Genomic DNA, 20718 nt, shown 5'->3' on the forward strand with positions numbered 1-20718 from the left:
TTAAAAATTTAGTAAGTTTTACTATCTTATGTATGATGAAAACATTATTACATCCACATATTCACCAGCTGATATCTCATTTACACCTTTTGGCACCAAAATATAGCAACTTGCATTTCTAAACTCTGTAAGCATGTGAGAACCTTGCTTTGGTAAAGCCTCTACCAAAAGCTCTTGCTCTAAGTTCAAAATACCTCTTAAAAACTCAAGCCTATCTGAAGATTTTCTCTTTATAGGAGCTATAAGCTTTGCTCTTAGGAAAGGTTTTATAATATCTTTATATCCCATTATTTTTTTGATGACAGGTCTTACAAGTATATCAAAATTTATAACGCAAGAGACAGGATTTCCAGGAAGCCCAAAGAATAACTTATCACCCTTCTTAGCAAAAAGCATAGGCTTGCCAGGTTTTATGGCTACCTTGTGAAACTTAACATCAAAACCAAGCTCTCTAACAACTTCTTTGGTAAAATCTTTATCGCTTACAGAAACCCCACCAGTTGATATGAGAACATCAAACTCATCTACGCGTCTCAAAACATCCTTTATAGCTTCCCTATCATCTTTTACTATACCTATAAACGTGGGTTTTATACCCATGCTTTCCAAAAGCCCCATTATGCTTATATGATTTGAACTCCTTATCTCTGAAGCTTTAATGCTTTCTTGACCTATATCCAATATCTCATCACCGGTTACAAAAATACCGACCCTTGGAGTCCTAAATACATCCAACGTTACTATATTGTGAGAAGCCAAAATACCAAGTTCATATCCTCTTAAGACTTTTCCAGATTCTAACAAAAGCTCTCCTTTTTTAATATCCTCTCCCTTTTTTCTTATGTTTGCGCCTTTTTCTCTATAAGCTATAAATTCTACTTCATTACCATTTATTTTTGTAAGCTCTAGCTCTATTACTGTATCAGCACCTTCTGGTATTGGAGCACCTGTGTATATTTTTACAGCTTCGCCTCTTTTTATAGATGTTGGAACATCACCAGCCGGAGTCTCTCCTACAAGTTTAAGCTTAACAGGTAAAGCATTTTTAAGGGGCAGTAAATCCTCGTTTATCACTGCAAAACCATCCATCGCAGCGTTATCAAATGATGGCATATCAACCTGTGCGTATATATCTTTGTAAACTACTCTATTAAGAGCTTCCGATATAAATATACGCTCGCTACCCAAAACCTTAGCTTCATTTAAAACAATCCTTAGAGCATCTTCAAAATCTATCATACTTTTATTTTAGCATTGTTTTATCCTTTTCATGCAAATTTTATAGGCTTTTAGTATAATATACCAAATGAATTTTTTAAAAGAGATAAAAGAATTAGTAATTATAGTAATAGTTGTGATTTTCCTAAGAGCTTTCGTGGTAGAAGCTTTCAACATACCCTCTGGTTCTATGAAACCCACCCTTGACGTGGGGGATTTTGTACTGGTAAACAGGCTAGCTTACGAAATATCAAAGCCAAAAAGAGGAGATATAGTGGTGTTTAAATGGCCAGTAAACCCACAAATAGATTTTATAAAAAGAATAATAGGTGTTCCTGGGGACCACATAGTAGTCAAAGGCCAAACCCTTTATATAAACGGCAAAGAGGTAAAATGGCAATTTGTAAAGCAAACCAATAGAAAACTCATATATTACGAATATCTTCCCATTGGAAACGGAAAGTTTAGAAAACACCTTATAGCCATATACAAACATCCTTTTGTTCCAAGGAGAAATGTAGACGTAGTAGTACCGCCAGGAGATTACTTTGTCATGGGTGACAACCGAGACAACTCAGAAGACAGCAGATACTGGGGCTTTGTACCAAGAAAAGACCTTATAGGTGATGCATTTGTGATTTATTTTTCTGGTCATGTACCATCTCTTACCACCGCCGAAAACAACCCTCTAATCGGTATAAGACAGCTTCTTTTAGCCCTTATAAGCCCAAGGATAGATAGAATAGGTATGCCACTTATGAGGAGATAATTCTCGTGGGAAGAGATTTAACCTTTGATAATGTTCATGAGCATATACATGATTTTATAAGAGTAGAAAACGGCACTGTAGATATCTCAGCATATTCATATGTAGAACCCGTTGGTGTAGCTATGCTAAAAGCTATAAAACAAGAAGCAAAAGAGGTTGAAATAAACACTTTAGACAAAGCCAAGTATGATGAGAATAAGACGTATATTCCTATAGAAGTTGTAAAGAGTGGTAACGTAGAAAATAATAGAGAAAAGATAGTAAATAAAATAATGCATAGCTTTAGTAATTAGATAGCTGTAAACACGAAACAATCGTAACAGTTGATAAACTTAATACTGGTTGGAAAGGTTCTATAGTAGCTTTTGAATTTTTTGAAAATGAAATAATTTTTTCCAAAGATGAATTTTTTAGGATATACGTATGGGATCAAGACGAAGAAATATTTTGAGCAGCTTTTTTACTGTATGATACCACCCAATTTAACGTCCCACGAACAAAATCGTTGGCGTTTACAACGCTTATTTTGTTTTTAACAAAATCTATTCCATTTTTCCTAACAAAAACACCTACCACCTCATCGCCAAAGCCCTGCGTAATAAGCTCAATACCTTCAAAGTCTATTACGATATTTTGATTATTTTCTAACTCCTTTTCCATGATATTTCTTACTATAAATCCAGTTTCCCTTGAAGTAAGAGAGTTTAGGTTAGGAAACAGCTCTTTAAGTTTTATAACAATTCTATCCTGGCCTATATTAGAATGCTTATTTGTAAATTTTGTATTAATAACATTTACAGCATTATTTTCCATACATATATTATATTTTATTTTTTAAAATTTCCAACTCCGTAAATATCATAACAAACTCAACTAGATAATCATATTGTAAACCTTCTCTTTTAAAGCTTCTTGGTGTTTTTTTAGCTTTTCGTAAAGATAATCGTATTTTACGGATAAAATTCTTATAGCAAGAAGAGCTGCGTTGTGAGCGTTGCCTATGGCTACAGTAGCTACAGGTATACCTTTTGGCATCTGAACTATAGAATATAAAGAATCAACACCCATAAGGTGCTTTGTAGGAATTGGTACGCCTATTACTGGAAGCGTTGTGATAGATGCCACCATGCCTGGTAGATGGGCAGCTCCACCAGCCCCAGCTATTATAACCTCTATGCCTCTTTCTTTCGCAGTTTTGGCATACTCATACATCATATCAGGTGTCCTGTGAGCAGATACCACCTTTTTCTCATAAGGCACTTCAAACTCTTCTAATATTTTAGCGGCTTCTTCCATGTATTCCCAGTCTGACGAACTTCCCATTATTATACCTACCATGTAAATATTATAAATCTATATCATTGTAAATTTTAGATGATATAAGAGATTTTTGATATGAAAATTTTGAATAAATATGGAAATATTGATATATATGGTTTTGATAGAGAATTTGTAATAATAGGATGTCATCAAGACCCTCAAAAAGAGGTGAGGCTTGACTATATAAAAGAAAACAATATAGACCTTATGAAAAGCAGGCTTTCAGGCCCAGCCGTATATGTGGATAAAGACACAATTGCAATAAGGTTTGAAGGTACAAAAGAGCTTTTTTACGAGAAGTTTTTAAAAGCTTTTAACAACATAATAAAAGACACACACATAGAAGGCACACAGCTAAAAGTAGGACAAAAAAGACTATCCATAATACACGGAGATATTGAAAATGGTTATACATTTGAAATTTTCTTACCATTATCTTTAAACATAGAAAAAACACTAAAAAGTATACATATGCCAGTAGAAAAACTAACCTCTCACGGTATAAAAGCGGCGGATGACAGACTCACAAGCATAAGAAAAACCATTGGCAAAGATGTATCAAAAGAAGAGTTTATAAACATACTCTTAAACAGCATTTACGATGTGTTTGAAACTATAGAGATAAAAGAAGATGAAGAATCTACCGATAAAAAATTTGATGAAATATCTATCTTTGAAAGCAAAGAGACAAAAAAAGATTATACTTACGGACTTTATAGATGTAAAGGTGGTACTTTTAGAGTCTATTTAAAAGAAAAGGATGGCATATTAGAAGATATTTTCATAAACGGTGATTATATCATCTCACCAAAAGATTATATTAAAAGCTTAGAAAATTTTTTAAAAGGAAAAAGAATAGACAAAGTAAAAACTGATGTTGATAGCTTTTTGGAAACAAAGCCCTTTAAAAGTATAGATATATCAAAAGAAGATGTAAAAGAAGCCATTATATTTACCTTAAGAAAGCTTTGTGCAAAAGATTTTGGCTTAAAAGAAGATTCTCTTATAGCAAGCATAGGAGGGGATTTAAAAGAAAATTTAGAAAAGGCCAAGGTAATGCTGCTGCCTTACTGTGCTAAGCCAAGGTGGTGTGATTACAGACACCTTGATGATTGCGGTGAGTGTGGTGGATGCACCGTAGGAGATGCTTATAGACTTGCCTATCAAAAAGGTATGATACCTATCACCATTACGTCTTTTGAGCTTTTAAGAGATACGCTTCTTTGGTGTGCTAACAACGGATATACTTATATAGGGCATTGTTGTTACGAGTTTTACGAAAAGCGCTATGAGGCCTTTCAAAAAGCATCAGCTTTTGGTGCAAACGGCGTTCTTTTTGACATAGTAGGGACTACTTGCTACAGTCTTGGCGTTGAAGAAGAAGAAAAAGCATATCACGGTGAGTTTACTGTTGAGCTAGACCTTATAAAAGATGATCTTTTTAAATCTTTAAACGTCAAAGAGAGTGTAGACGTTGCAAAGAAATCCAATCAGAGTTTTGATTTTTCACAATATCTCATAGATTTTAAACCCTCTTACTATAAAAAACCAAAAGCCGTACCAACCCCAGAAGAAGATAAGACTAGAAGCGCTATACAAATAGATGTATTCAAAGGAGAAGCTACAATCAAAGACAGCGTAGTATCTTACAAAGAAGCTTTCAAAGAGCTTGCAAATCTTATTAAAAGCTCTAAAAATCCAACTGTGGTGATAGGGCCTCTTTTGTTTTGGGATTTTAACGAAAAGGACCTCCAAGAAAAAGCCTATATTACAAGGCTTTTGATAGAAAAGATAAACTCAAACGTAAAAATATTACCGGACTATAGACCAAAGCTAAAAAATTACGACCCAAGCGTTGAAATTGACCCTCCAAATCCCCACGAGGCCATACTTCATGGCAATCATGATATCACAATCCTAATAGGGACTCATTGTTACAGGACAGACTTTATTATAAGGCTTCTTAAGAAAAATACTCCGACTACAGTGGTAGCTCTTTGTGGGCTTTACGGCCATCCAGAAGCTGATTTATCTACAAGTTTTACAGATGCCAACAAGCTAAAAGAACTATTAGACATCCTTTGATGTTATAATATTTAGATGTTTAGCGAACGCATTAAGCTTTTAAAAGCCTATAAAACAGAGACTACACCCTGCACTATAAAATTATCTTCCAACGAAAACCCCTTTGATTTAGAAGAATCAATAAAACTTGAGCTTTTAGAGGTAATAAAAAAAATAGAGTTTAACAGATACCCAGACCCTCACGCTACAAAGTTAAGACAAACCCTCGCAAAACTCTACGATGTAGAACCAGACAACATAATGGTTTGCAACGGCTCCGATGAAGCTATTCAATATCTTATGCTAGCAATAGGAGAGTTGGAAGAAGGAGTTTTAATACCAAAACCTACGTTTCCAATGTATGAAGTAATAGCAAACGCCTTAGGAAGACCCATATACGAAGTAGAACTAAATGAACATTTTCAAATGGAAAAAAAATCTTTAGAAAAAGCAATTTCCTTCAAACCAGCATTAGCTTTTATATCAAACCCAAACAATCCAACTGGAAACCTTTTTAACGACGACGATATAACATTTATAAAAGAGCACACTTTTTGCGTAATAGATGAAGCTTACTATGATTTTTGCGGTAAAACCTACATAAAAGACGCTATAAAATATGATAAAGTAGCAGTTATGAGAACCCTTTCTAAGATAGGGTTAGCTTCTTTAAGAGTTGGAGCTTTGATAGGCACAAAAGAGTTTATTAAAGAAATATCAAAACTAAAAATGCCCTTCAACGTGTCAGCCACATCCCAAGCTATGGCAGATTATATATTATCAAACCACGCTGATAAGATTAAAAGCCAAATACAAACAATAATAGAAGAAAGGCAAAGGCTAAAAGAAGAACTTTCGAAGATAGACGGTATAAAAGTTTATGATTCTTGTGCAAACTTTTTCCTGATAAAGGTAAAAGATGCCGATTTTATCCATAAAAGCCTCATAAAAAAAGGTATTCTAACAAGAAACATCTCCTATCTACCAAAACTTAAAAACCACATAAGGATAAGCATAGGCAGAAAAGAAGAAAACGATGCTCTTATAAACGCTTTAAAAGAAACAAGCTTATGAGTGAAGAATGCCCCGTAAACATAACCCTTAACATACTAAACGGTAAATGGAAACTTCTTATTATAAAAGAACTTCTTACTGGTAAAAAGCGTTTCTCAGAGCTTAAAAAAGCGATGCCAGAAGTCACCCAAAAGATGCTCACCAAACAGCTTAGAGAATTGGAGTTTTATGGGCTTATAGAAAGAAAAGTGTACACAGAGATACCGCCAAAAGTAGAATACTCTCTAACACCTCTTGGCGAAAGCCTAAAACCTGTTTTGGATATACTGCATCGCTGGGGTGAAAACTATATTAAAAACCATAAAACTTCTAAAGATTTTTGATAAAATATATAGTCTAAGGAGAGGTGGCTGAGTGGCCGAAAGCGGGTGATTTGAAATCACTTGTGGGTTGACGCCCACCGGGGGTTCGAATCCCTCCCTCTCCGTATATAACCCTTAGTATTTGTCTCATCATCTTATCCTCTTCCAACCAAAATTTATTCTATTTCTCCTTTCTTCTGAGAACTCTATTTTGGTTTATGAGTTCATACATTATGGACACTTGCCTTTGTTAAAATTTTCTATAAACCAATAAATGAAGGAATAGTGTGTGGCATACTTATAGCGTGTGGCATACTTATCGATGTACAACAACTCATACAGGTTATGATATAATATCTATATGAAAAAGATTATAGCTGCCAATTGGAAGATGCACAAGACCTATGAAGAAGCGATTTCTTATATAGAAGAGATAAAAGGTAAAAACATAGATTTTGAAAAAAAAGATGTGCTTATATATCCACCGTTTTTGTATTTGTGTGAGGTTTCTAGGCTTTTAGAAGATTCAAGCATAAAAGTAGGAGCTCAAAATGTGTATTTTGAAAAAAGGGGGGCTTTTACTGGAGAGATATCCCCTGTGATGGTAAAATCTTGCAAAGCTGATTACGTGCTAATAGGACATTCTGAGAGAAGGCACATATTTAAAGAATCTGATGAGCTTATAAGAAAAAAAGTCATCTCTTCTTTAGAAGAAGGCTTAAGAGTTATACTCTGCGTAGGAGAGACTTTAGAAGAAAGAGAATCTCAGCTTACTTTCAACGTTGTAGAGTCTCAAATAAAGCTTGCATTGGCAGGATTGGAAGATTACACAGATAAATTAGAAATAGCTTATGAGCCGGTATGGGCAATAGGTACTGGCAAATCCGCAAATCCTGAAGACGCTTCAAAAGTACATACTTTTATAAAAGATACACTAAAAGATTTATTTAAAAAAGATGTAAATACAAGGGTGCTTTATGGTGGCAGTGTAAATTCAAAAAATGCAAAAGACTTTCTAAGCGCTCCAAACATAGATGGGCTTTTGGTAGGAGGAGCTAGCTTAGAACCAAATACATTTTTAGAGATAATAAACGCTTTTTAAAGCTTTTCAAACACCAAAAGTCCCACCATACCAAATACAAACTTTTCCCTTTTTAAAAGCCTAAAACTGTAAGATTCGCATAGATTTTTTATCTCTTCGGTGGATAGGCTGTTTTCCAAAGAGTGTATGAAAAAATCCCAGTTTTTAGTACCAAATATAGCAATACCCATTGGCTTTAAAGCAGTCTTAGAAAGCTTTGCAAAAAGGTCCATACCCACAAACTTTGTAGTATCAAGAATTATAAATCTACCACCCTTCTTCAACACTCTATTTATCTCTTTTAACGCGTCATCTTTGTTTATGATGTGTCTAAATACCAAAGACATAGATACGTTGTCAAAAACACTATCTTTAAAAGGCATATACTCCGCAGAGCCTACAAATAGATAAGCAGGTTTGCCTTTTAGCTTTTCCTTGGCTATTTTAAGCATTTTTATAGATAGGTCTAGTCCAAAGGCTTTGTTTATCTTGTTTTGAAGAAAAGCCCTAAAAATTACATCCCCTGTTGCGGTCCCAATATCAAGCATGTTGCCAGTCTTTAGCTCGTAGGCTATGCTCTTATGCCATTTTTTGTTTTGGCCTAAGCTTATAAAACCTACAAATTTATCGTAAGCCCCAGATATTGAATCAAATATATTGGCAATAGTTTCCAAATTCATACAAATATGATATCATATTATCTATGATAAAGATAAAAGGCATAACGCTACCTGTGGTGAGTCTTAATCTCTCTTTGAAAGACTGCACAAAAGAAGAACTAATAAACGAATTAAAAGAGAAGATAAACTCAAACATATTCTCAAACAGCTACTTTCTCATAGAAGTGGATGAAAGTATAGATAAACAAACTTTACAACAAATAGAAAAACTTTTAGAAGAAAAAGATGTTAAAAGCATAAAAACTATGAACGTAGAAAGCGTAAACGCCAAAAAACCCACAAACGTATCTAGGCTTTTAATAGTAAACAAAAATTTACGCTCAGGTCAATCTATAGAACACAACGGTGATATATTGGTACTTGGGGATGTAAACGAAGGGGCAGAAGTTATAGCTGCTGGGAATATTGTAGTGATGGGAACACTTAGAGGTTATGCCCACGCTGGGGCTATAGGAGATGATAGTTCTGTAGTTGTAGCAAAGAAGATGATGCCTCAACAACTAAGGATAGGACATTACATAGCCATTAGGGGAGAAAACGAAGAAGAGCCAAAAGAAGCTGAGATAGCACGCGTTATAGACAACAACATAATGTTAGAGCCAATAGGAGGTATAAGATGAGCGATACAAAGGTTATTGTAATAACCTCAGGCAAAGGCGGCGTTGGCAAAACCACCATGACCGCTAATATAAGCACAGCGCTTGCAAAACTTGGTAAATCGGTTTTAGTTATAGATGCCGACATAGGACTTAGAAATTTAGACATGATACTTGGCCTTGAAAATCGAATAGTATATGACGTTTTAGATGCCATCGAGCAAAGGGTAAGTCCAGAAAAGGCTTTGGTAAAAGATAAGAGGGGTCTACCATTATGGCTTTTACCGGCAAATCAAACAAAAAACAAAGACGCCATAGACCCGGTTAAATGGAATAAGTTGATAGCAGATTTTAAAGAATCTGAAAAGTTTAACTACATAATAATAGATTCTCCAGCTGGCATAGAGCAGGGTTTTAAAAATGCCGTAAGCCCTGCCGATAGTGCAATTGTGGTGGTAAACCCAGAAGTGTCATCTGTAAGAGATGCCGATAGGTCTATAGGTCTTATGGAGAGCATGGGCAAAAATGACTATAAAGTGGTCATAAACCGTATAAGATGGCATCAAGTTAAAAAAGGTGAAATGCTTTCTATGGAAGATATAGAAGAGGTATTAAAGGTACCTATATTAGGTGTGGTCCCAGAAGAAGAGAAGCTGGTGGACTTTACAAACAGAGGTGAGCCTATCGTATTGGACGAATCTTACAACGCATCCAAAGCCATAATGGATATAGCAAGAAGGATAACCGGTGAAAACGTACCTCTTAACCTCTACAACAAGGACAAGGGCTTTTTAGCAAAACTCTTCGGGAGGTAACAATGGGTATTTTGGATATATTTTTCAAAAACAAGAGCAAGGATGTTGCAAAACAACGCCTTACAATGGTGTTAGCTTACGAAAGAAAGGGCTTGGCACCAAACTTCATAGACTCTTTAAGAGATGACCTTATAGCAGTGTTCTCAAAGTATTATCAATTTGATGTAAACAACATAGAGGTAGAGCTTAAAAAAGAAAATTCCGCTGAAGAGTTATGGATAAGTATACCATTCAAACAATAAACATGTTCTTAAAAGCAAAAGATGTTATTATATTAGTATGATTTGCTTGACTCATTTAGAAGTTTGCCCTTATTGTTATCATGTGGCTTTGAAAGTATGCGAGTTTGACGAGCCTTATTCAAGAGTAGAGGCCACATGTCTTTGCTGTGGTTATAGCATAGCAGATAAAATACCAAAGCACTATGATTTGGATTTTAAAAGCATTTTAGAGCTTTTAAGCAAAAAACAAGTAGGTGCTATATGTGTGGACAACCATTGCGGTTCTAAAAATATAATAAGGCTTATAGATGAAGGCAATTACAAAGAATTTAGATGCCTTGATTGCGGAGCCGAATGGAATAGCAAAGAGCTTCAGCATGCCATAAAAAATGTCAAAAAAGTATGGGAATGCCTTCAGAAAGAAGAGCTTGAAGATTGTGTTAGAGCCAAAGAAGGCGAATGTCCCATATGCAAAAACGATATAGGCCACAAAAGAAATGGATACCTTGTGGAGATTTCCTGTAGTCTATGTGGTTTTCACAATATATACGAAGAAAAAATACCCAACTTTGACATTTCTCAGATAGATTGCAAAGAGTATCAAAAAGCAGAAATACCAGGTTAAGACTGTGGCTTACTTTGAAGACCCAGTAAAACCCCTTCAAAAATATATAGATTTATACGAAAAGTATAAAGATGCTACTAAAAATATACAAAACTACAAGCAAGACTTTGTAAATAAAAATACCAGCGAAAGGCTAGCCCTAGCCATAGCTTCAGCCATTATAGGTGGTATAGAATCCAGAACAAAAGACGAAGAGGTGAGAAAATGGGCTATCTGGGGCGTAGAGCAAACTATGAATACTTTTAACAACTTTCCAAAACTCTCTGAAAATCAGCTATCTTATCTTTTCTTTGTATTAGGAAGACATTTTATACCGGTGCTCCTTCATGAAAAGGGCATAAAATCAGATTCTTTCAAAGCTCTAAAGGAAGAAGAACAACTAAAAGCTGTTATGGACGTGCTTGATATAAACTTTGAAAACGTAGTCATAAGATGTCTTCAAGCCATAGATTTTCTTCACATTGAATAAATGGACATAGCAATAAGCGTCAAAAACCTTACCAAGACGATAAACGGTAGACAGATTTTAAAAAACATAACTTTTGACGTGTATAAAAAAGAGGTATTTACCATAATAGGTGGTAGTGGAAGCGGTAAAACATCCATCACAAAACATATAATAGGACTTTGGCAACCCACCGAAGGAGATATAGAGGTGGAGGGCAAATCCATAGTAAATTTAGACAAAGATGAGTTAAACAAAATTAGGATAAAGATGGGTTATGTCTTCCAAGAAGGGGCGTTGTTTGATAGTCTTAGAGTATGGGAAAACGTAGGGTTTTATTATCTAGAACACACCAACAAATCAAAAGATGAAATAATAAAAATAGCTACAGAAAAGCTAAAAGAGGTAAATCTGGACGAATCTATACTATACCTTATGCCTTCAGAGCTTTCCGGTGGCATGAGAAAAAGGGTAAGCTTGGCAAGGGCTCTCGCTACAAATCCAGAGATTATTATTTACGACGAGCCAACTTCTGGTCTTGACCCCATTACAAGCCGCATCATAGACAAACTTGTATTAGACTTAAAAATTAGGCTAGGCATAACATCTATTGTGGTAACTCACGATATGGTAAGCGCTCTTAGTATAAGCGATAAGATAATGGTACTAGATAAAGGGGAACAAAAATTTATAGGTACAAAAGAGGAGTTTATAAACTCAAAAGAACCATCGGTGAGGATGTTTTTAGAAAATTCAGTTTTAAAAATATAAACAACGTTTTTTAGCTTTTAAAATTTATGTTAATATAATATTAAGGAGGTTGTTTATGGCAAATATATTAAAAGCAGAAAATACTGTAGCACAAAGAGGTAAAAAAACCCAAGCAAACATACTGGAGTTTTTAGCTATTTACTTAGAGAGTGAGCTTATGGGTATACCGCTTACAAAAGTGGTAGAGATAACAAAAATGAGAGATATAGTACCTGTGCCATTTTCTAAAAGTCATATTAGAGGGGTTATAAACATACGCGGTGAAATAATGGCTATAGTGTCTTTAAAAGAAACGCTTGGGTTAAATGAAACTAGGGAGTCTCAAAGGATAGTAATATTAGAAACAAGGTTTGGAAAGATAGGCATCATAGTAGATGAGATTTACGGCGTCATAAAAGTAAAAGAAGACGATTTAGAGCCAAACCCTATGGTAGGAAGATATAGCGAATACGTAAAAAATATTGCACAGGTGGAAAACGGCATACTTATCATAATAGATATTGATAAAATCTTTGAAGACAAAAATGGGTTTCCATGAAAAGATAGTAGATTACATATATCAAAATAGGCTGTCAGAGTTCCAAGCGTCATTTTTTAGCCTTTATAGAGAATACTGTTATTTAGATGAAGAGGAGTTTATAAAAGAATGGTTTGATAAGTTTATAATAAAAGCCTTATACAAATATATGCCTTACTCCAAACTAGTGGAGTGCTTTGACAAGTACTGCTCTGCAAGAAAAAACATAACCAAGTCCTACGTTTCCACCTATTGGAAATTTTGTAGAAACCCTAAGAGTTTTTCTTCCAAAATATCAAGCTCAATGAAGTTCTTTGGTATAGAAGAGCTTGATGAAACAACCTTAAAAAAAGCATACAGAAAAATGATAAAGGAATGTCATCCGGATAAGGTAAAAGATAAAAAACTATCGCACGAAAAAACGGTTCTTATAAACTATCACTACCAAGTGCTTCTTAGTTATATCAACAACCTAAAATCATAAAAGCATATTTTCCAAGTCTTTTTGAGTTTTTGCTGTGCTATATATATATTCTTTAGGTAGTTGTTTTGTTTCATTACCGTAAAAATCACAGTGGATATAGTAAACAAGTGGTTTGTAGGATTCGTTGTAATGTTTTACCATCATTATATCGCTTATGGTATCCCCTATATAAACTCCACCTTTCTTGCAAATTGCATCTACGCAAGATTTTAGCGCCTCTTTGCTGGGTTTTCTCTTGGTTTTATCTTCTGTAAAATCATCATCCACTATAAAATCAAACATATGTTCGATATCAAAATACTTCAAAGAAAACATCAAATCTTCTCGCGGTCTTCCGGTTACTATACCAGTTTTATATCTTCTTTTAACGTTTTCTAAAAAATCTTTATCAACAAGAAGTTTTTCTTTCTCTCTAAATTTTTTGTAAAAAGCCTCAAAAACCTCCACGAGCTCTTGATAGTTAAAGTATGGGTTTTCAAATATTTTCTTTTGCAAAGATGTTTGATTTTTTGTGTAGTTTATAGCATCTTCCTTGGTTATATATCCAAATTCCATCAGTATCAAAACCGAAGTGCTTTCCCAGTCATTGTTTATACCAGCTTCTTTTTTTACAAATAAAAAATCTTCTTGCGTCAAAGCTTTATTGGTATAGTATGTAAAAGTTTCGTATATGGCTTTATGATAAGAGGGTCTTACGTCTATTAAGACACCATCTACATCAAATATGACTGCGTCTATACTATCTTTAAGATTGGAAGCCAACCGCCTCTCCAAGAGCTTCTTTATTTGCTAGCAAAAACTTTATAAACTTATCCACCAATGCCGACTTGTTAAAATCTGTATAGTATATTACGTTGAAAACCTTGTAAGCGCTAAAGTTTCTAATCTTTATAGGTATAAGTTCACCGTTTTCAATATCTTTCTGGATTGAGTTTTTAGGGAAAAAGGAAGCTCCATATCCAGACTTTACTATATTTATAATAGACCTAATAGAATTTGTTTCTATTTTAATATTTAAAAGCTCAAAATTTAACCCCATAGCTTCCAAGGTCTCTTTTACAGTTTTTCTCGTGCAAGAGTAAGCTTCTCTCATGACCAAGTCTATAGTATACAAGTCTTCAGGTTCTATTATATCTTTTTTAGCAAGTTCGTGATTTTTGCCAACACATAAAACAAGCTCATCTCTAAAAAGCTCTACACTGTTTATTTTAGAATCTGCCTCTTTGTCTACGACACCGACGTTTATAAGACCATTTACTATACTATCCTCTATTTTCTTAGAAGTGTCCACATAAAGTTTAACCGTAATACCTGGATAAAGCTTCTGAAAATCCACTATAAGTTTTGGAAGTCTGTACTCGCCGAAAGTGGGGCTAGAACCTATATAAAGGGTGTCTTTTATATCCTTTTTAAGCTGGGACATCTCCTTTACTAGGTTGTCGTAGCTTTCTAAAAGAAGCTTCGCCTTTTGATAAAGCCTCTCACCTTCCTCTGTTAAAACTATTTTTCCACCTTGCCTTCTTAAAAGCTTACAACCTATGGTCTTCTCTAAAGATTTTATCTGTTGAGTTATAGCTGGCTGAGTGACATAAAGTACATCTGAAGATTTTGAGAAACTTCCTAAATCCGCCACCGTTATAAAAGTTTTTAGCTTAACTATATCAATCATTCAACCACTCTTAACTATATATTATAGCATTATAAAGAAAATTTATACTTAATGAGCATCATAAAACTAAATAAAGAGGTTGGCGAGGGCAAATACCCCGCCCATCTTGAAGATGAAAATTATTTTTTAGATTTTACGTAGTTGTCCCAGTTTGTCCTATCAAAAGGAGATATTTCCCTTAGTTTTTGAATGACCTTAGGAAACTCTCTTGCCACATAATCTATATCCTCATCGGTGTTGTCCCTTCCAAAGCTAAACACCAAAGAACCGTTAGATACTTCTTTCGGTATGCCTATGGCAGCTATAACGTGGGATTGTTTTAAAGCCGTAGAAACACAAGCAGAACCAGAAGCTGTTTCTATACCCTGCAAATCCAACCTAAGGAGCATAGCTTCTCCTTCTATAAGATGCACAATTACAGAAAGATGATGGGGAAGTCTCTGGGTAGGATGGCCAGTAAACTCTATCATATCAAGATTTTCTTCCAAAGCTTTTCTTACCTTATCCCTATAAGAAGAAAGACGCTTTACCCTATCATCCATCTCTTTCATGGCAAGCTCCGCCGCCGCTCCAAAACCTACTATGCCAGGCACATTCTCAGTACCAGCTCTAACACCACGCTCTTGAACGCCGCCTTCAATCAGAGGCTTTACTTTTACACCTTTTTTGGTCCAAAGAGCACCTACACCTTTAGGACCATACATCAAATGAGCAGTAAAAGAAGCAGCATCTATACCAAGCTCTTGCACATCTATAGGCGTATGACCACAAGATGGGGCTATATCGCTATGAAATATAACCTTTGGGTTTTTGGCTTTTGCTATAGAAACAAGGTTTTTTATATCTTGGATAGTGCCTATCTCTCTGTTGGAATGCCCTATAGATATAAGTATGGTTTCTGGTCTTATGGCTTCTTCCAACTGTTGAGGATTCACAAATCCGTATTTATCAACTTCTAAGTATGTTACTTCAAATCCTTCTTTCTCTAAATTTTTGCAAGGATGCAAGATAGAATGATGCTCTATGGGTGTTGTTATTATATGTTTTCCCTTCTTCTCATAAGATTTGGCTATACCTTTTATAGCAAGGTTGTTAGCCTCTATGCCACCAGATGTGAAAACTATCTCTTCTGGGCTTTTAGCGTTTATAAAATAAGCTATTTGCTCCCTTGCTTGGTTTATAGCTTTTTTAGCCTGTTGCCCAAAGCTGTGTAGCGATGTCGGGTTTCCAAAGACTTCCCTAAAGTACGGAAGCATTGCGTCTAAAACCTCTTGAGCCACTGGGGTAGTAGCTATATGGTCCAAATAAACCGTCTTTTCCCCTGCCTTCTTGAAAAACATGTTATTTACCTCCTTGGTATATAGAATCAACAATTTTTGCTATTCCCATAAAAGCTTTTGCCGTTCTTGATTCTGGTAAAGCCTCTACTATAGGCATTCCTTCATCTGCATATTTAGTGACATCTGGTTCTATAGGTATTGCCCCTAAAAGCTTTAAATTGTAGGTTTGCACAAACTGTGGCACTTTGCTTTCACCAAATATATAGTACTCTTTGCCAGTTTCTGGACATACAAAGTAAGACATATTTTCTACAACACCCAATATCGGTATACCCACTTCTCTAAACATAGAAACAGCTTTTTTGACATCCACAAGAGCCACGTCCTGAGGGGTAGTAACCACCACAGCGCCATCTATGGCTGTATTTTGGGCAAGACTAAGCTGTACATCACCGGTCCCTGGTGGCAAATCAAGTATTAGATAATCCAACGGTCCCCAATCTACATCAAACAAGAACTGATTTAAGGCTTGCATCAAAATCGGTCCCCTCCATATTACGGGAGTATCTTCAGAAGGAAGCAAAAAGCCCATCGATATCATTTTTACACCGTATTTTTCTATGGGTATTATCTTATTAAACACATTTGCCGTAAGCCTTGCACCTTTTGTCCCAAGCATTGTAGGCACAGAAGGACCATATATATCAGCATCCAAAAGTCCCACGCTTTTACCTAACTTACCAAGAGCTATAGCCAAGTTTGTAGCAACGGTAGATTTACCAACGCCACCCTTACCGCTGGCCACAGGTATTATCCTTTTTACACCCTTTATGCTTCTCTTACTAAACACCGGCTGCTCAAAGGGATTTTTCTTAGGTTCAGCTTCCACAAACTCTATGTTTGGTTTAAGGCTTTGGTTTGTCTCTTTTATAAGGCTTTCAAAGCGATTCTTAACCTGCTCTTTTACAGGCTCTGGCACAGCCAACTTTAAATTTATAACATCTCCAGATACTTTTAAATCTTTAACTATGCTAGTAGGCTCTTGAATATTCAAATCTTTTAAATCAAGAGTTTTGATTTTCTCTAAAATCTCTTTTACCGCCATAATTACCTCCGTTTAATTTAAAAAGATATAAACTTTTTCAGGGGTTTTTATGAGAAATCTTAGTTTAAAATTTATTTTTATGACTTGGTCATCATAGATTTATGTCATATCAATAACGCTTCCTAATAAATTTTTTAAAAGCCCCAAACTTATAAAAATAAAAAATATTCATAGTAATAATACAAATCGCTAAAGGCCTATAGCCATATATATCAAAAGGCGTTTTTATTTTATAAGGCTTTATATAACCCACAAGCACACCTTTTTTACCAAAAGGCAATATCTTCTCATGCCCAAGCGGAGATACAATAGCTGATATACAGGAGTTGTTGGATCTTATAAGATAAGCACCATTTTCAATAGCCCTTGCGATAGCTTGATCGTTGTGTTCATAAGGCTCTAGAGTAGGTCCAAACCAAGCATCGTTGGTTAGATTTATAATAAAATCGCTACTCAAGGATAGCTCTCTTACATAAGAAGAAAAATCTAATTCAAAACATATAGGTGTTGCTACTTTATAGGTATGTCCATTTACAATTACGTTTATAGGTTTTATGCTTTTACCAGGCACAAAATCTATACCATTTATAGCGCTAAAAAGCTTCTTAGCAAATTTAAAAGGATACGGCATATACTCTCCAAAGGGAAGAAGTTTTATCTTAGAATAATAATCTATCATGTTGCCTTTGTAAAAAGAGTAAGCGTTGTTGGTAGGAAGTATTTTATCGCCTTTATATTTTATATCCACCAACCCAACTACAAAAGGCTTGTAATAAGTGTAGTATATAAAAAGCTCCCTAACCGGGTCAGTATAATCAGAATACAAAAATGGAAAAGCTGATTCTGGAAGCACTATAAGTTCTGCTTTTTCTGATATGGCTTTTTTTATTAAAGGAAAGTAGACAAGCGACTCTTTCTCAAACTGATAGTAGTTTAACTTTATATTTTCATCTATATTTGGTTGTATTGTAGCCACTTTTATAGAAGGTTTGTCTTTATAAAAGCCGTATACATAGGATTCGTAGTTATAGCAAATTATTGCTAAAATTACTGTAAGTATTATAGATAAAACAGTTAGTTTTTTGCTTTTAAAACTAACAAAAAAATAAAGCAAAAAAAGACCTACCCCATACACACCAAAAAACGCTAAAGTATATCTTAGAATAGGCACATGCACTATGAGAGTTCCTACCGGATACCAGGGAAAACCGTCAAAGGGAAAAAACTCCCTTAAATATTCAACACTTATCCATGAGATGGGAAACATGTATACGTTAAAATTGTATAACCTCTGAAGAAGATAAACGCTTCCAAACTGAAGTATATCAACAGCTATAAGAAAGATAAAAAAAAGCGCTACAGCTAAAAAAATACTCATATCTCCAAACTTGTATAGTGTGTAAAAAATCCAATAGTAACACAAAAAAGAGTATAAAAACCCAACACCAAGGTAAACGCTAAGCTTATTTTTCATTGTCCTTTATAAGGATTATCTGGAAAAGTATCCAGCCTATAAAAGCAGCCAAATACTGGCTTATAAACCTCCATAGTATTACAAAAAGCCCAAGCTCATAAAAGCTAAGATAAGCTCTAAATACCTCAAGCCCTCCTATCTCTCCCACTCCAGCACCACCAGGCGTAGGACTCATATATATGCCGTACAAAAGTCCAAGCTGTCTAAGCATAGCTTTAAAAATATCCACATTTTTACCAAAAGCTTTTATAAGAATGGGCCCTATACATAAAAACGATATGTATAACATGCTAGAATAAAAAAATGCCAAAAAAACACTACTTTTCTTGATTCTCAAAAATATTCTTAATGTAGCTATATATTTTCTAAGCGTGTATCTTATATTTAATTTTCTCCTATTGCTAAGTATGTTGCTTTTAAAAAAAAGTTTAGCACTTATATATATAAGAAATCCGAGACCAACAGATATTAGAAAAATTTTAATCACATCGAGTCCAAGCTTTGGTTTTTGATAAAGGTAAAAAACCGTCAAAGGAAAAGCCACCACGAAAAAAAACATACCAGAGAGAGTTTTCATAGTGACTATGCTCATCGTTTTGTGTAGATGTACTCCTTTTCTTTTTAACATGTAAACGCTTGCAAGCTCACCACCTATGTGCAAAGGAGATACCGTAGCGGCAAAAGTATTTATAAAAGACATCATATATCCATAAAATATAGAATATCTAACGTTTAGAGCTTTTGATAAAGTTATAAGCCTCAAAACATCAAAGGTTTGATACAAAAAGCTAAAAAACAAAGCAAGCAAAATATAGCGGATATTTAACTTATAGATTATATCTATAGTATATTTGTTAAAAGTTTTATAAACCACATAAAATATGCTAAAACCCGCTACAAAGGTAAACAAAACAACAGCTTTTAGGATATGTTTCACAACATATGACCCAGTTTTTTCTTCTTGGTATCAAGGTATATTCTGTTGCACTCGTTAGGATTTATAGCTATGGGTACTCTTTCCACCACTTCAAGCCCATATCCTTTTAGAGCCACTATCTTACGGGGATTGTTGGTAAGAAGCCTTATCTTTCTAACACCTAAATCAAGAAGTATTTGGACACCAGTGCCATATTCTCTTAAATCCGCTGGAAAACCTATCTTTTCGTTGGCTTCCACAGTATCATAGCCTTGCTCTTGCAAAGCGTAAGCCTTTATCTTATTAGCTATGCCAATACCTCTTCCCTCATGACCTTTCAAATACACTAAAACACCCTTACCCTCTTTGGCTATCGCTTCAAGAGCAGCCTCTAATTGAGACCTACAATCACATCTTAAAGATTTAAACACATCACCAGTAAGACATTCAGAATGCACTCTAACAAGCACTGGCTCATCTTCTTTCCATTCTCCCATTGTAAGAGCCACTTGCTCCTCGCCGTTTAGCTTATTCCTATACGCATGCACTTTAAAAAGTCCATAAGCGGTAGGCAAAGTAGCGCTTGCAACTCTTTCTACAGTCCTATCTTTTTTCAACCTATATTTTATAAGGTCCTCAATAGTGATAATTTTTAAATTAAAAGCTTTTGCAAAAGTCTGTAGTTCTGGTAATCTAGCCATTGTACCATCTTTGTTCATAATCTCACATATCACACCGGCAGGGTAAAGACCGGCAAGCTTTGCAAGATCCACCGAAGCCTCAGTATGACCAGCTCTTTCTAACACACCGCCTTCTTTAGCTCTTATAGGGAAAACGTGTCCTGGTCTTATAAAATCAGATGGTTTAGCATCTTCGCTTATAGCGAGCCTTATGGTTTTTGCCCTATCAAAAGCTGAAATACCAGTGCTAGTACCATACTTAGGATGAGCATCTATAGACACACAAAAAGCTGTTCCCTTTGGATCAGTGTTTATGCTGACCATTGGATGAAGCCCTAACTCATCACACCTCTTTCCCTCCAAAGTAAGACATATAAGCCCCCTTCCGTGAGTAGCCATAAAATTTATGGCCTCTGGCGTTACGAACTCCGCCGCCATAACAAGGTCTCCCTCGTTTTCTCTAGAAGGGTCATCCACTACTATCAGCATCTTGCCATTTCTTATATCTTCTATAGCTTCTTCAATGCTTGCAAATTCGCTCATAATTTTAAATATATTATATTTTTACCTAGCGTGCCATGCTTTTAAAAGATAAAAAACTCATTATTTTGT

General features: G+C 35.1%; 25 protein-coding genes and 1 tRNA gene. 15 read left to right on the plus strand and 11 right to left on the minus strand.

Annotated elements, in window-relative coordinates:
- Window positions 1–21: 21 nt before the first annotated feature.
- The gene (locus ACYQZV_RS04300; RefSeq protein ID WP_459893565.1) at window positions 22–1239 is read right to left on the minus strand and encodes a molybdopterin molybdotransferase MoeA; all 1218 of its coding nucleotides are present in this window, start codon (window positions 1237–1239) and stop codon (window positions 22–24) included.
- A 67-nt stretch (window positions 1240–1306) separates the two neighbouring features.
- On the opposite strand from ACYQZV_RS04300, the gene lepB reads away from it, so the two are divergent.
- Both lepB and ACYQZV_RS04310 read left to right on the plus strand, forming a co-directional pair.
- Window positions 1307–1987 (plus strand): signal peptidase I, encoded by a 681-nt coding sequence (lepB, locus tag ACYQZV_RS04305; protein WP_459893567.1) that lies wholly within the window; start codon window positions 1307–1309, stop codon window positions 1985–1987.
- 5 nt (window positions 1988–1992) lie between these two features.
- On the plus strand, window positions 1993–2280 hold the full coding sequence (locus ACYQZV_RS04310) for a hypothetical protein (RefSeq protein ID WP_459893569.1): 288 nt from the start codon (window positions 1993–1995) through the stop codon (window positions 2278–2280).
- 136 nt (window positions 2281–2416) lie between these two features.
- Here the strand turns inward: ACYQZV_RS04310 and ACYQZV_RS04315 are convergent, their stop codons facing one another.
- Together ACYQZV_RS04315 and purE are read right to left on the minus strand one after the other, a co-directional pair.
- Window positions 2417–2800, minus strand: a complete 384-nt coding sequence (locus tag ACYQZV_RS04315; protein ID WP_459893571.1) for an STAS-like domain-containing protein — start codon at window positions 2798–2800, stop codon at window positions 2417–2419.
- 60 nt (window positions 2801–2860) lie between these two features.
- Window positions 2861–3325, minus strand: a complete 465-nt coding sequence (gene purE / locus ACYQZV_RS04320) for a 5-(carboxyamino)imidazole ribonucleotide mutase (RefSeq protein WP_459893573.1) — start codon at window positions 3323–3325, stop codon at window positions 2861–2863.
- Window positions 3326–3382: 57 nt separating this feature from the next.
- Between purE and ACYQZV_RS04325 the strand changes: the two genes are divergently transcribed.
- From ACYQZV_RS04325 to tpiA, 5 genes are all read left to right on the plus strand, one after another.
- Window positions 3383–5392: a carbon monoxide dehydrogenase beta subunit family protein gene (locus ACYQZV_RS04325; protein WP_459893576.1), complete on the plus strand. Its 2010-nt coding sequence runs from the start codon at window positions 3383–3385 to the stop codon at window positions 5390–5392.
- Window positions 5393–5407: 15 nt separating this feature from the next.
- A complete protein-coding gene (gene hisC, locus ACYQZV_RS04330) occupies window positions 5408–6445 on the plus strand; it encodes a histidinol-phosphate transaminase (protein ID WP_459893578.1) in 1038 nt (345 codons plus the stop codon).
- Window positions 6442–6768, plus strand: a complete 327-nt coding sequence (locus tag ACYQZV_RS04335; RefSeq protein ID WP_459893580.1) for a winged helix-turn-helix transcriptional regulator — start codon at window positions 6442–6444, stop codon at window positions 6766–6768. The genes hisC and ACYQZV_RS04335 overlap by 4 nt, the downstream gene beginning before the upstream one ends.
- Window positions 6769–6785: 17 nt before the next feature.
- Window positions 6786–6872, plus strand: a tRNA-Ser gene (locus ACYQZV_RS04340).
- A 236-nt stretch (window positions 6873–7108) separates the two neighbouring features.
- Entirely contained in the window at window positions 7109–7849 is a 741-nt protein-coding gene (gene tpiA, locus ACYQZV_RS04345; protein ID WP_459893582.1) for a triose-phosphate isomerase, read from the plus strand.
- On the opposite strand, the gene ACYQZV_RS04350 is transcribed toward tpiA, so the two are convergent.
- Window positions 7846–8508: a class I SAM-dependent methyltransferase gene (locus tag ACYQZV_RS04350; protein ID WP_459893584.1), complete on the minus strand. Its 663-nt coding sequence runs from the start codon at window positions 8506–8508 to the stop codon at window positions 7846–7848. The two genes, tpiA and ACYQZV_RS04350, sit on opposite strands and share 4 nt — an antisense overlap.
- 23 nt (window positions 8509–8531) lie before the next feature.
- On the opposite strand from ACYQZV_RS04350, the gene minC reads away from it, so the two are divergent.
- The 8 genes from minC to ACYQZV_RS04390 are packed head-to-tail and all read left to right on the plus strand — an operon-like array spanning window position 8532 to window position 12982.
- Entirely contained in the window at window positions 8532–9128 is a 597-nt protein-coding gene (gene minC, locus ACYQZV_RS04355) for a septum site-determining protein MinC (RefSeq protein WP_459893587.1), read from the plus strand.
- Window positions 9125–9919 (plus strand): septum site-determining protein MinD, encoded by a 795-nt coding sequence (gene minD / locus ACYQZV_RS04360; RefSeq protein WP_459893589.1) that lies wholly within the window; start codon window positions 9125–9127, stop codon window positions 9917–9919. The genes minC and minD overlap by 4 nt, the downstream gene beginning before the upstream one ends.
- Window positions 9920–9921: 2 nt before the next feature.
- Window positions 9922–10161, plus strand: coding sequence for a cell division topological specificity factor MinE (gene minE / locus ACYQZV_RS04365; protein ID WP_459893591.1), 240 nt, complete (start codon window positions 9922–9924; stop codon window positions 10159–10161).
- Window positions 10162–10198: 37 nt separating this feature from the next.
- Window positions 10199–10765 carry a hypothetical protein gene (locus ACYQZV_RS04370; RefSeq protein WP_459893593.1) on the plus strand — a complete coding sequence of 189 codons (567 nt, stop codon included), beginning with the start codon at window positions 10199–10201 and terminating at the stop codon, window positions 10763–10765.
- Between the two features lie 4 nt (window positions 10766–10769).
- On the plus strand, window positions 10770–11234 hold the full coding sequence (locus ACYQZV_RS04375) for a hypothetical protein (protein ID WP_459893595.1): 465 nt from the start codon (window positions 10770–10772) through the stop codon (window positions 11232–11234).
- A complete protein-coding gene (locus ACYQZV_RS04380; RefSeq protein WP_459893596.1) occupies window positions 11235–11981 on the plus strand; it encodes an ABC transporter ATP-binding protein in 747 nt (248 codons plus the stop codon).
- Window positions 11982–12036: 55 nt separating this feature from the next.
- On the plus strand, window positions 12037–12519 hold the full coding sequence (locus ACYQZV_RS04385) for a chemotaxis protein CheW (RefSeq protein ID WP_459893598.1): 483 nt from the start codon (window positions 12037–12039) through the stop codon (window positions 12517–12519).
- Window positions 12506–12982 (plus strand): J domain-containing protein, encoded by a 477-nt coding sequence (locus ACYQZV_RS04390; RefSeq protein WP_459893600.1) that lies wholly within the window; start codon window positions 12506–12508, stop codon window positions 12980–12982. Before ACYQZV_RS04385 ends, ACYQZV_RS04390 begins: the two co-directional genes overlap by 14 nt.
- On the opposite strand, the gene ACYQZV_RS04395 is transcribed toward ACYQZV_RS04390, so the two are convergent.
- The 7 genes from ACYQZV_RS04395 to ACYQZV_RS04425 form a co-directional block, all read right to left on the minus strand.
- Window positions 12977–13744 (minus strand): HAD family hydrolase, encoded by a 768-nt coding sequence (locus ACYQZV_RS04395; protein ID WP_459893602.1) that lies wholly within the window; start codon window positions 13742–13744, stop codon window positions 12977–12979. The two genes, ACYQZV_RS04390 and ACYQZV_RS04395, sit on opposite strands and share 6 nt — an antisense overlap.
- The gene (locus ACYQZV_RS04400) at window positions 13728–14651 is read right to left on the minus strand and encodes a LysR family transcriptional regulator (protein WP_459893604.1); all 924 of its coding nucleotides are present in this window, start codon (window positions 14649–14651) and stop codon (window positions 13728–13730) included. The genes ACYQZV_RS04395 and ACYQZV_RS04400 overlap by 17 nt, the downstream gene beginning before the upstream one ends.
- 119 nt (window positions 14652–14770) lie before the next feature.
- Window positions 14771–15991, minus strand: coding sequence for a cysteine desulfurase family protein (locus ACYQZV_RS04405; protein WP_459893606.1), 1221 nt, complete (start codon window positions 15989–15991; stop codon window positions 14771–14773).
- Between the two features lies 1 nt (window position 15992).
- The gene (locus ACYQZV_RS04410; RefSeq protein ID WP_459893608.1) at window positions 15993–17036 is read right to left on the minus strand and encodes an Mrp/NBP35 family ATP-binding protein; all 1044 of its coding nucleotides are present in this window, start codon (window positions 17034–17036) and stop codon (window positions 15993–15995) included.
- A gap of 109 nt (window positions 17037–17145) precedes the next feature.
- Entirely contained in the window at window positions 17146–18510 is a 1365-nt protein-coding gene (gene lnt / locus ACYQZV_RS04415; protein WP_459893610.1) for an apolipoprotein N-acyltransferase, read from the minus strand.
- Window positions 18500–19447, minus strand: a complete 948-nt coding sequence (locus ACYQZV_RS04420) for a lysylphosphatidylglycerol synthase transmembrane domain-containing protein (protein ID WP_459893612.1) — start codon at window positions 19445–19447, stop codon at window positions 18500–18502. Before ACYQZV_RS04420 ends, lnt begins: the two co-directional genes overlap by 11 nt.
- A complete protein-coding gene (locus ACYQZV_RS04425; protein WP_459893615.1) occupies window positions 19444–20649 on the minus strand; it encodes a bifunctional 3,4-dihydroxy-2-butanone-4-phosphate synthase/GTP cyclohydrolase II in 1206 nt (401 codons plus the stop codon). Before ACYQZV_RS04425 ends, ACYQZV_RS04420 begins: the two co-directional genes overlap by 4 nt.
- Window positions 20650–20718: the final 69 nt, after the last annotated feature.

Source organism: Hydrogenobaculum acidophilum, assembly GCF_054656715.1.

Bases quoted from the DNA above. Each gene is read 5' to 3' on its own strand.
- ACYQZV_RS04300 (WP_459893565.1), bottom strand. From the start codon at position 1,239: ATGATAGATTTTGAAGATGCTCTAAGGATTGTTTTAAATGAAGCTAAG.
- lepB (WP_459893567.1), top strand. From the start codon at position 1,307: ATGAATTTTTTAAAAGAGATAAAAGAATTAGTAATTATAGTAATAGTT.
- ACYQZV_RS04315 (WP_459893571.1), bottom strand. From the start codon at position 2,800: ATGGAAAATAATGCTGTAAATGTTATTAATACAAAATTTACAAATAAG.
- purE (WP_459893573.1), bottom strand. From the start codon at position 3,325: ATGGTAGGTATAATAATGGGAAGTTCGTCAGACTGGGAATACATGGAA.
- ACYQZV_RS04325 (WP_459893576.1), top strand. From the start codon at position 3,383: ATGAAAATTTTGAATAAATATGGAAATATTGATATATATGGTTTTGAT.
- hisC (WP_459893578.1), top strand. From the start codon at position 5,408: ATGTTTAGCGAACGCATTAAGCTTTTAAAAGCCTATAAAACAGAGACT.
- ACYQZV_RS04335 (WP_459893580.1), top strand. From the start codon at position 6,442: ATGAGTGAAGAATGCCCCGTAAACATAACCCTTAACATACTAAACGGT.
- tpiA (WP_459893582.1), top strand. From the start codon at position 7,109: ATGAAAAAGATTATAGCTGCCAATTGGAAGATGCACAAGACCTATGAA.
- ACYQZV_RS04350 (WP_459893584.1), bottom strand. From the start codon at position 8,508: ATGAATTTGGAAACTATTGCCAATATATTTGATTCAATATCTGGGGCT.
- minC (WP_459893587.1), top strand. From the start codon at position 8,532: ATGATAAAGATAAAAGGCATAACGCTACCTGTGGTGAGTCTTAATCTC.
- minD (WP_459893589.1), top strand. From the start codon at position 9,125: ATGAGCGATACAAAGGTTATTGTAATAACCTCAGGCAAAGGCGGCGTT.
- minE (WP_459893591.1), top strand. From the start codon at position 9,922: ATGGGTATTTTGGATATATTTTTCAAAAACAAGAGCAAGGATGTTGCA.
- ACYQZV_RS04370 (WP_459893593.1), top strand. From the start codon at position 10,199: ATGATTTGCTTGACTCATTTAGAAGTTTGCCCTTATTGTTATCATGTG.
- ACYQZV_RS04380 (WP_459893596.1), top strand. From the start codon at position 11,235: ATGGACATAGCAATAAGCGTCAAAAACCTTACCAAGACGATAAACGGT.
- ACYQZV_RS04385 (WP_459893598.1), top strand. From the start codon at position 12,037: ATGGCAAATATATTAAAAGCAGAAAATACTGTAGCACAAAGAGGTAAA.
- ACYQZV_RS04390 (WP_459893600.1), top strand. From the start codon at position 12,506: ATGGGTTTCCATGAAAAGATAGTAGATTACATATATCAAAATAGGCTG.
- ACYQZV_RS04400 (WP_459893604.1), bottom strand. From the start codon at position 14,651: ATGATTGATATAGTTAAGCTAAAAACTTTTATAACGGTGGCGGATTTA.
- ACYQZV_RS04405 (WP_459893606.1), bottom strand. From the start codon at position 15,991: ATGTTTTTCAAGAAGGCAGGGGAAAAGACGGTTTATTTGGACCATATA.
- ACYQZV_RS04410 (WP_459893608.1), bottom strand. From the start codon at position 17,036: ATGGCGGTAAAAGAGATTTTAGAGAAAATCAAAACTCTTGATTTAAAA.
- lnt (WP_459893610.1), bottom strand. From the start codon at position 18,510: ATGAAAAATAAGCTTAGCGTTTACCTTGGTGTTGGGTTTTTATACTCT.
- ACYQZV_RS04425 (WP_459893615.1), bottom strand. From the start codon at position 20,649: ATGAGCGAATTTGCAAGCATTGAAGAAGCTATAGAAGATATAAGAAAT.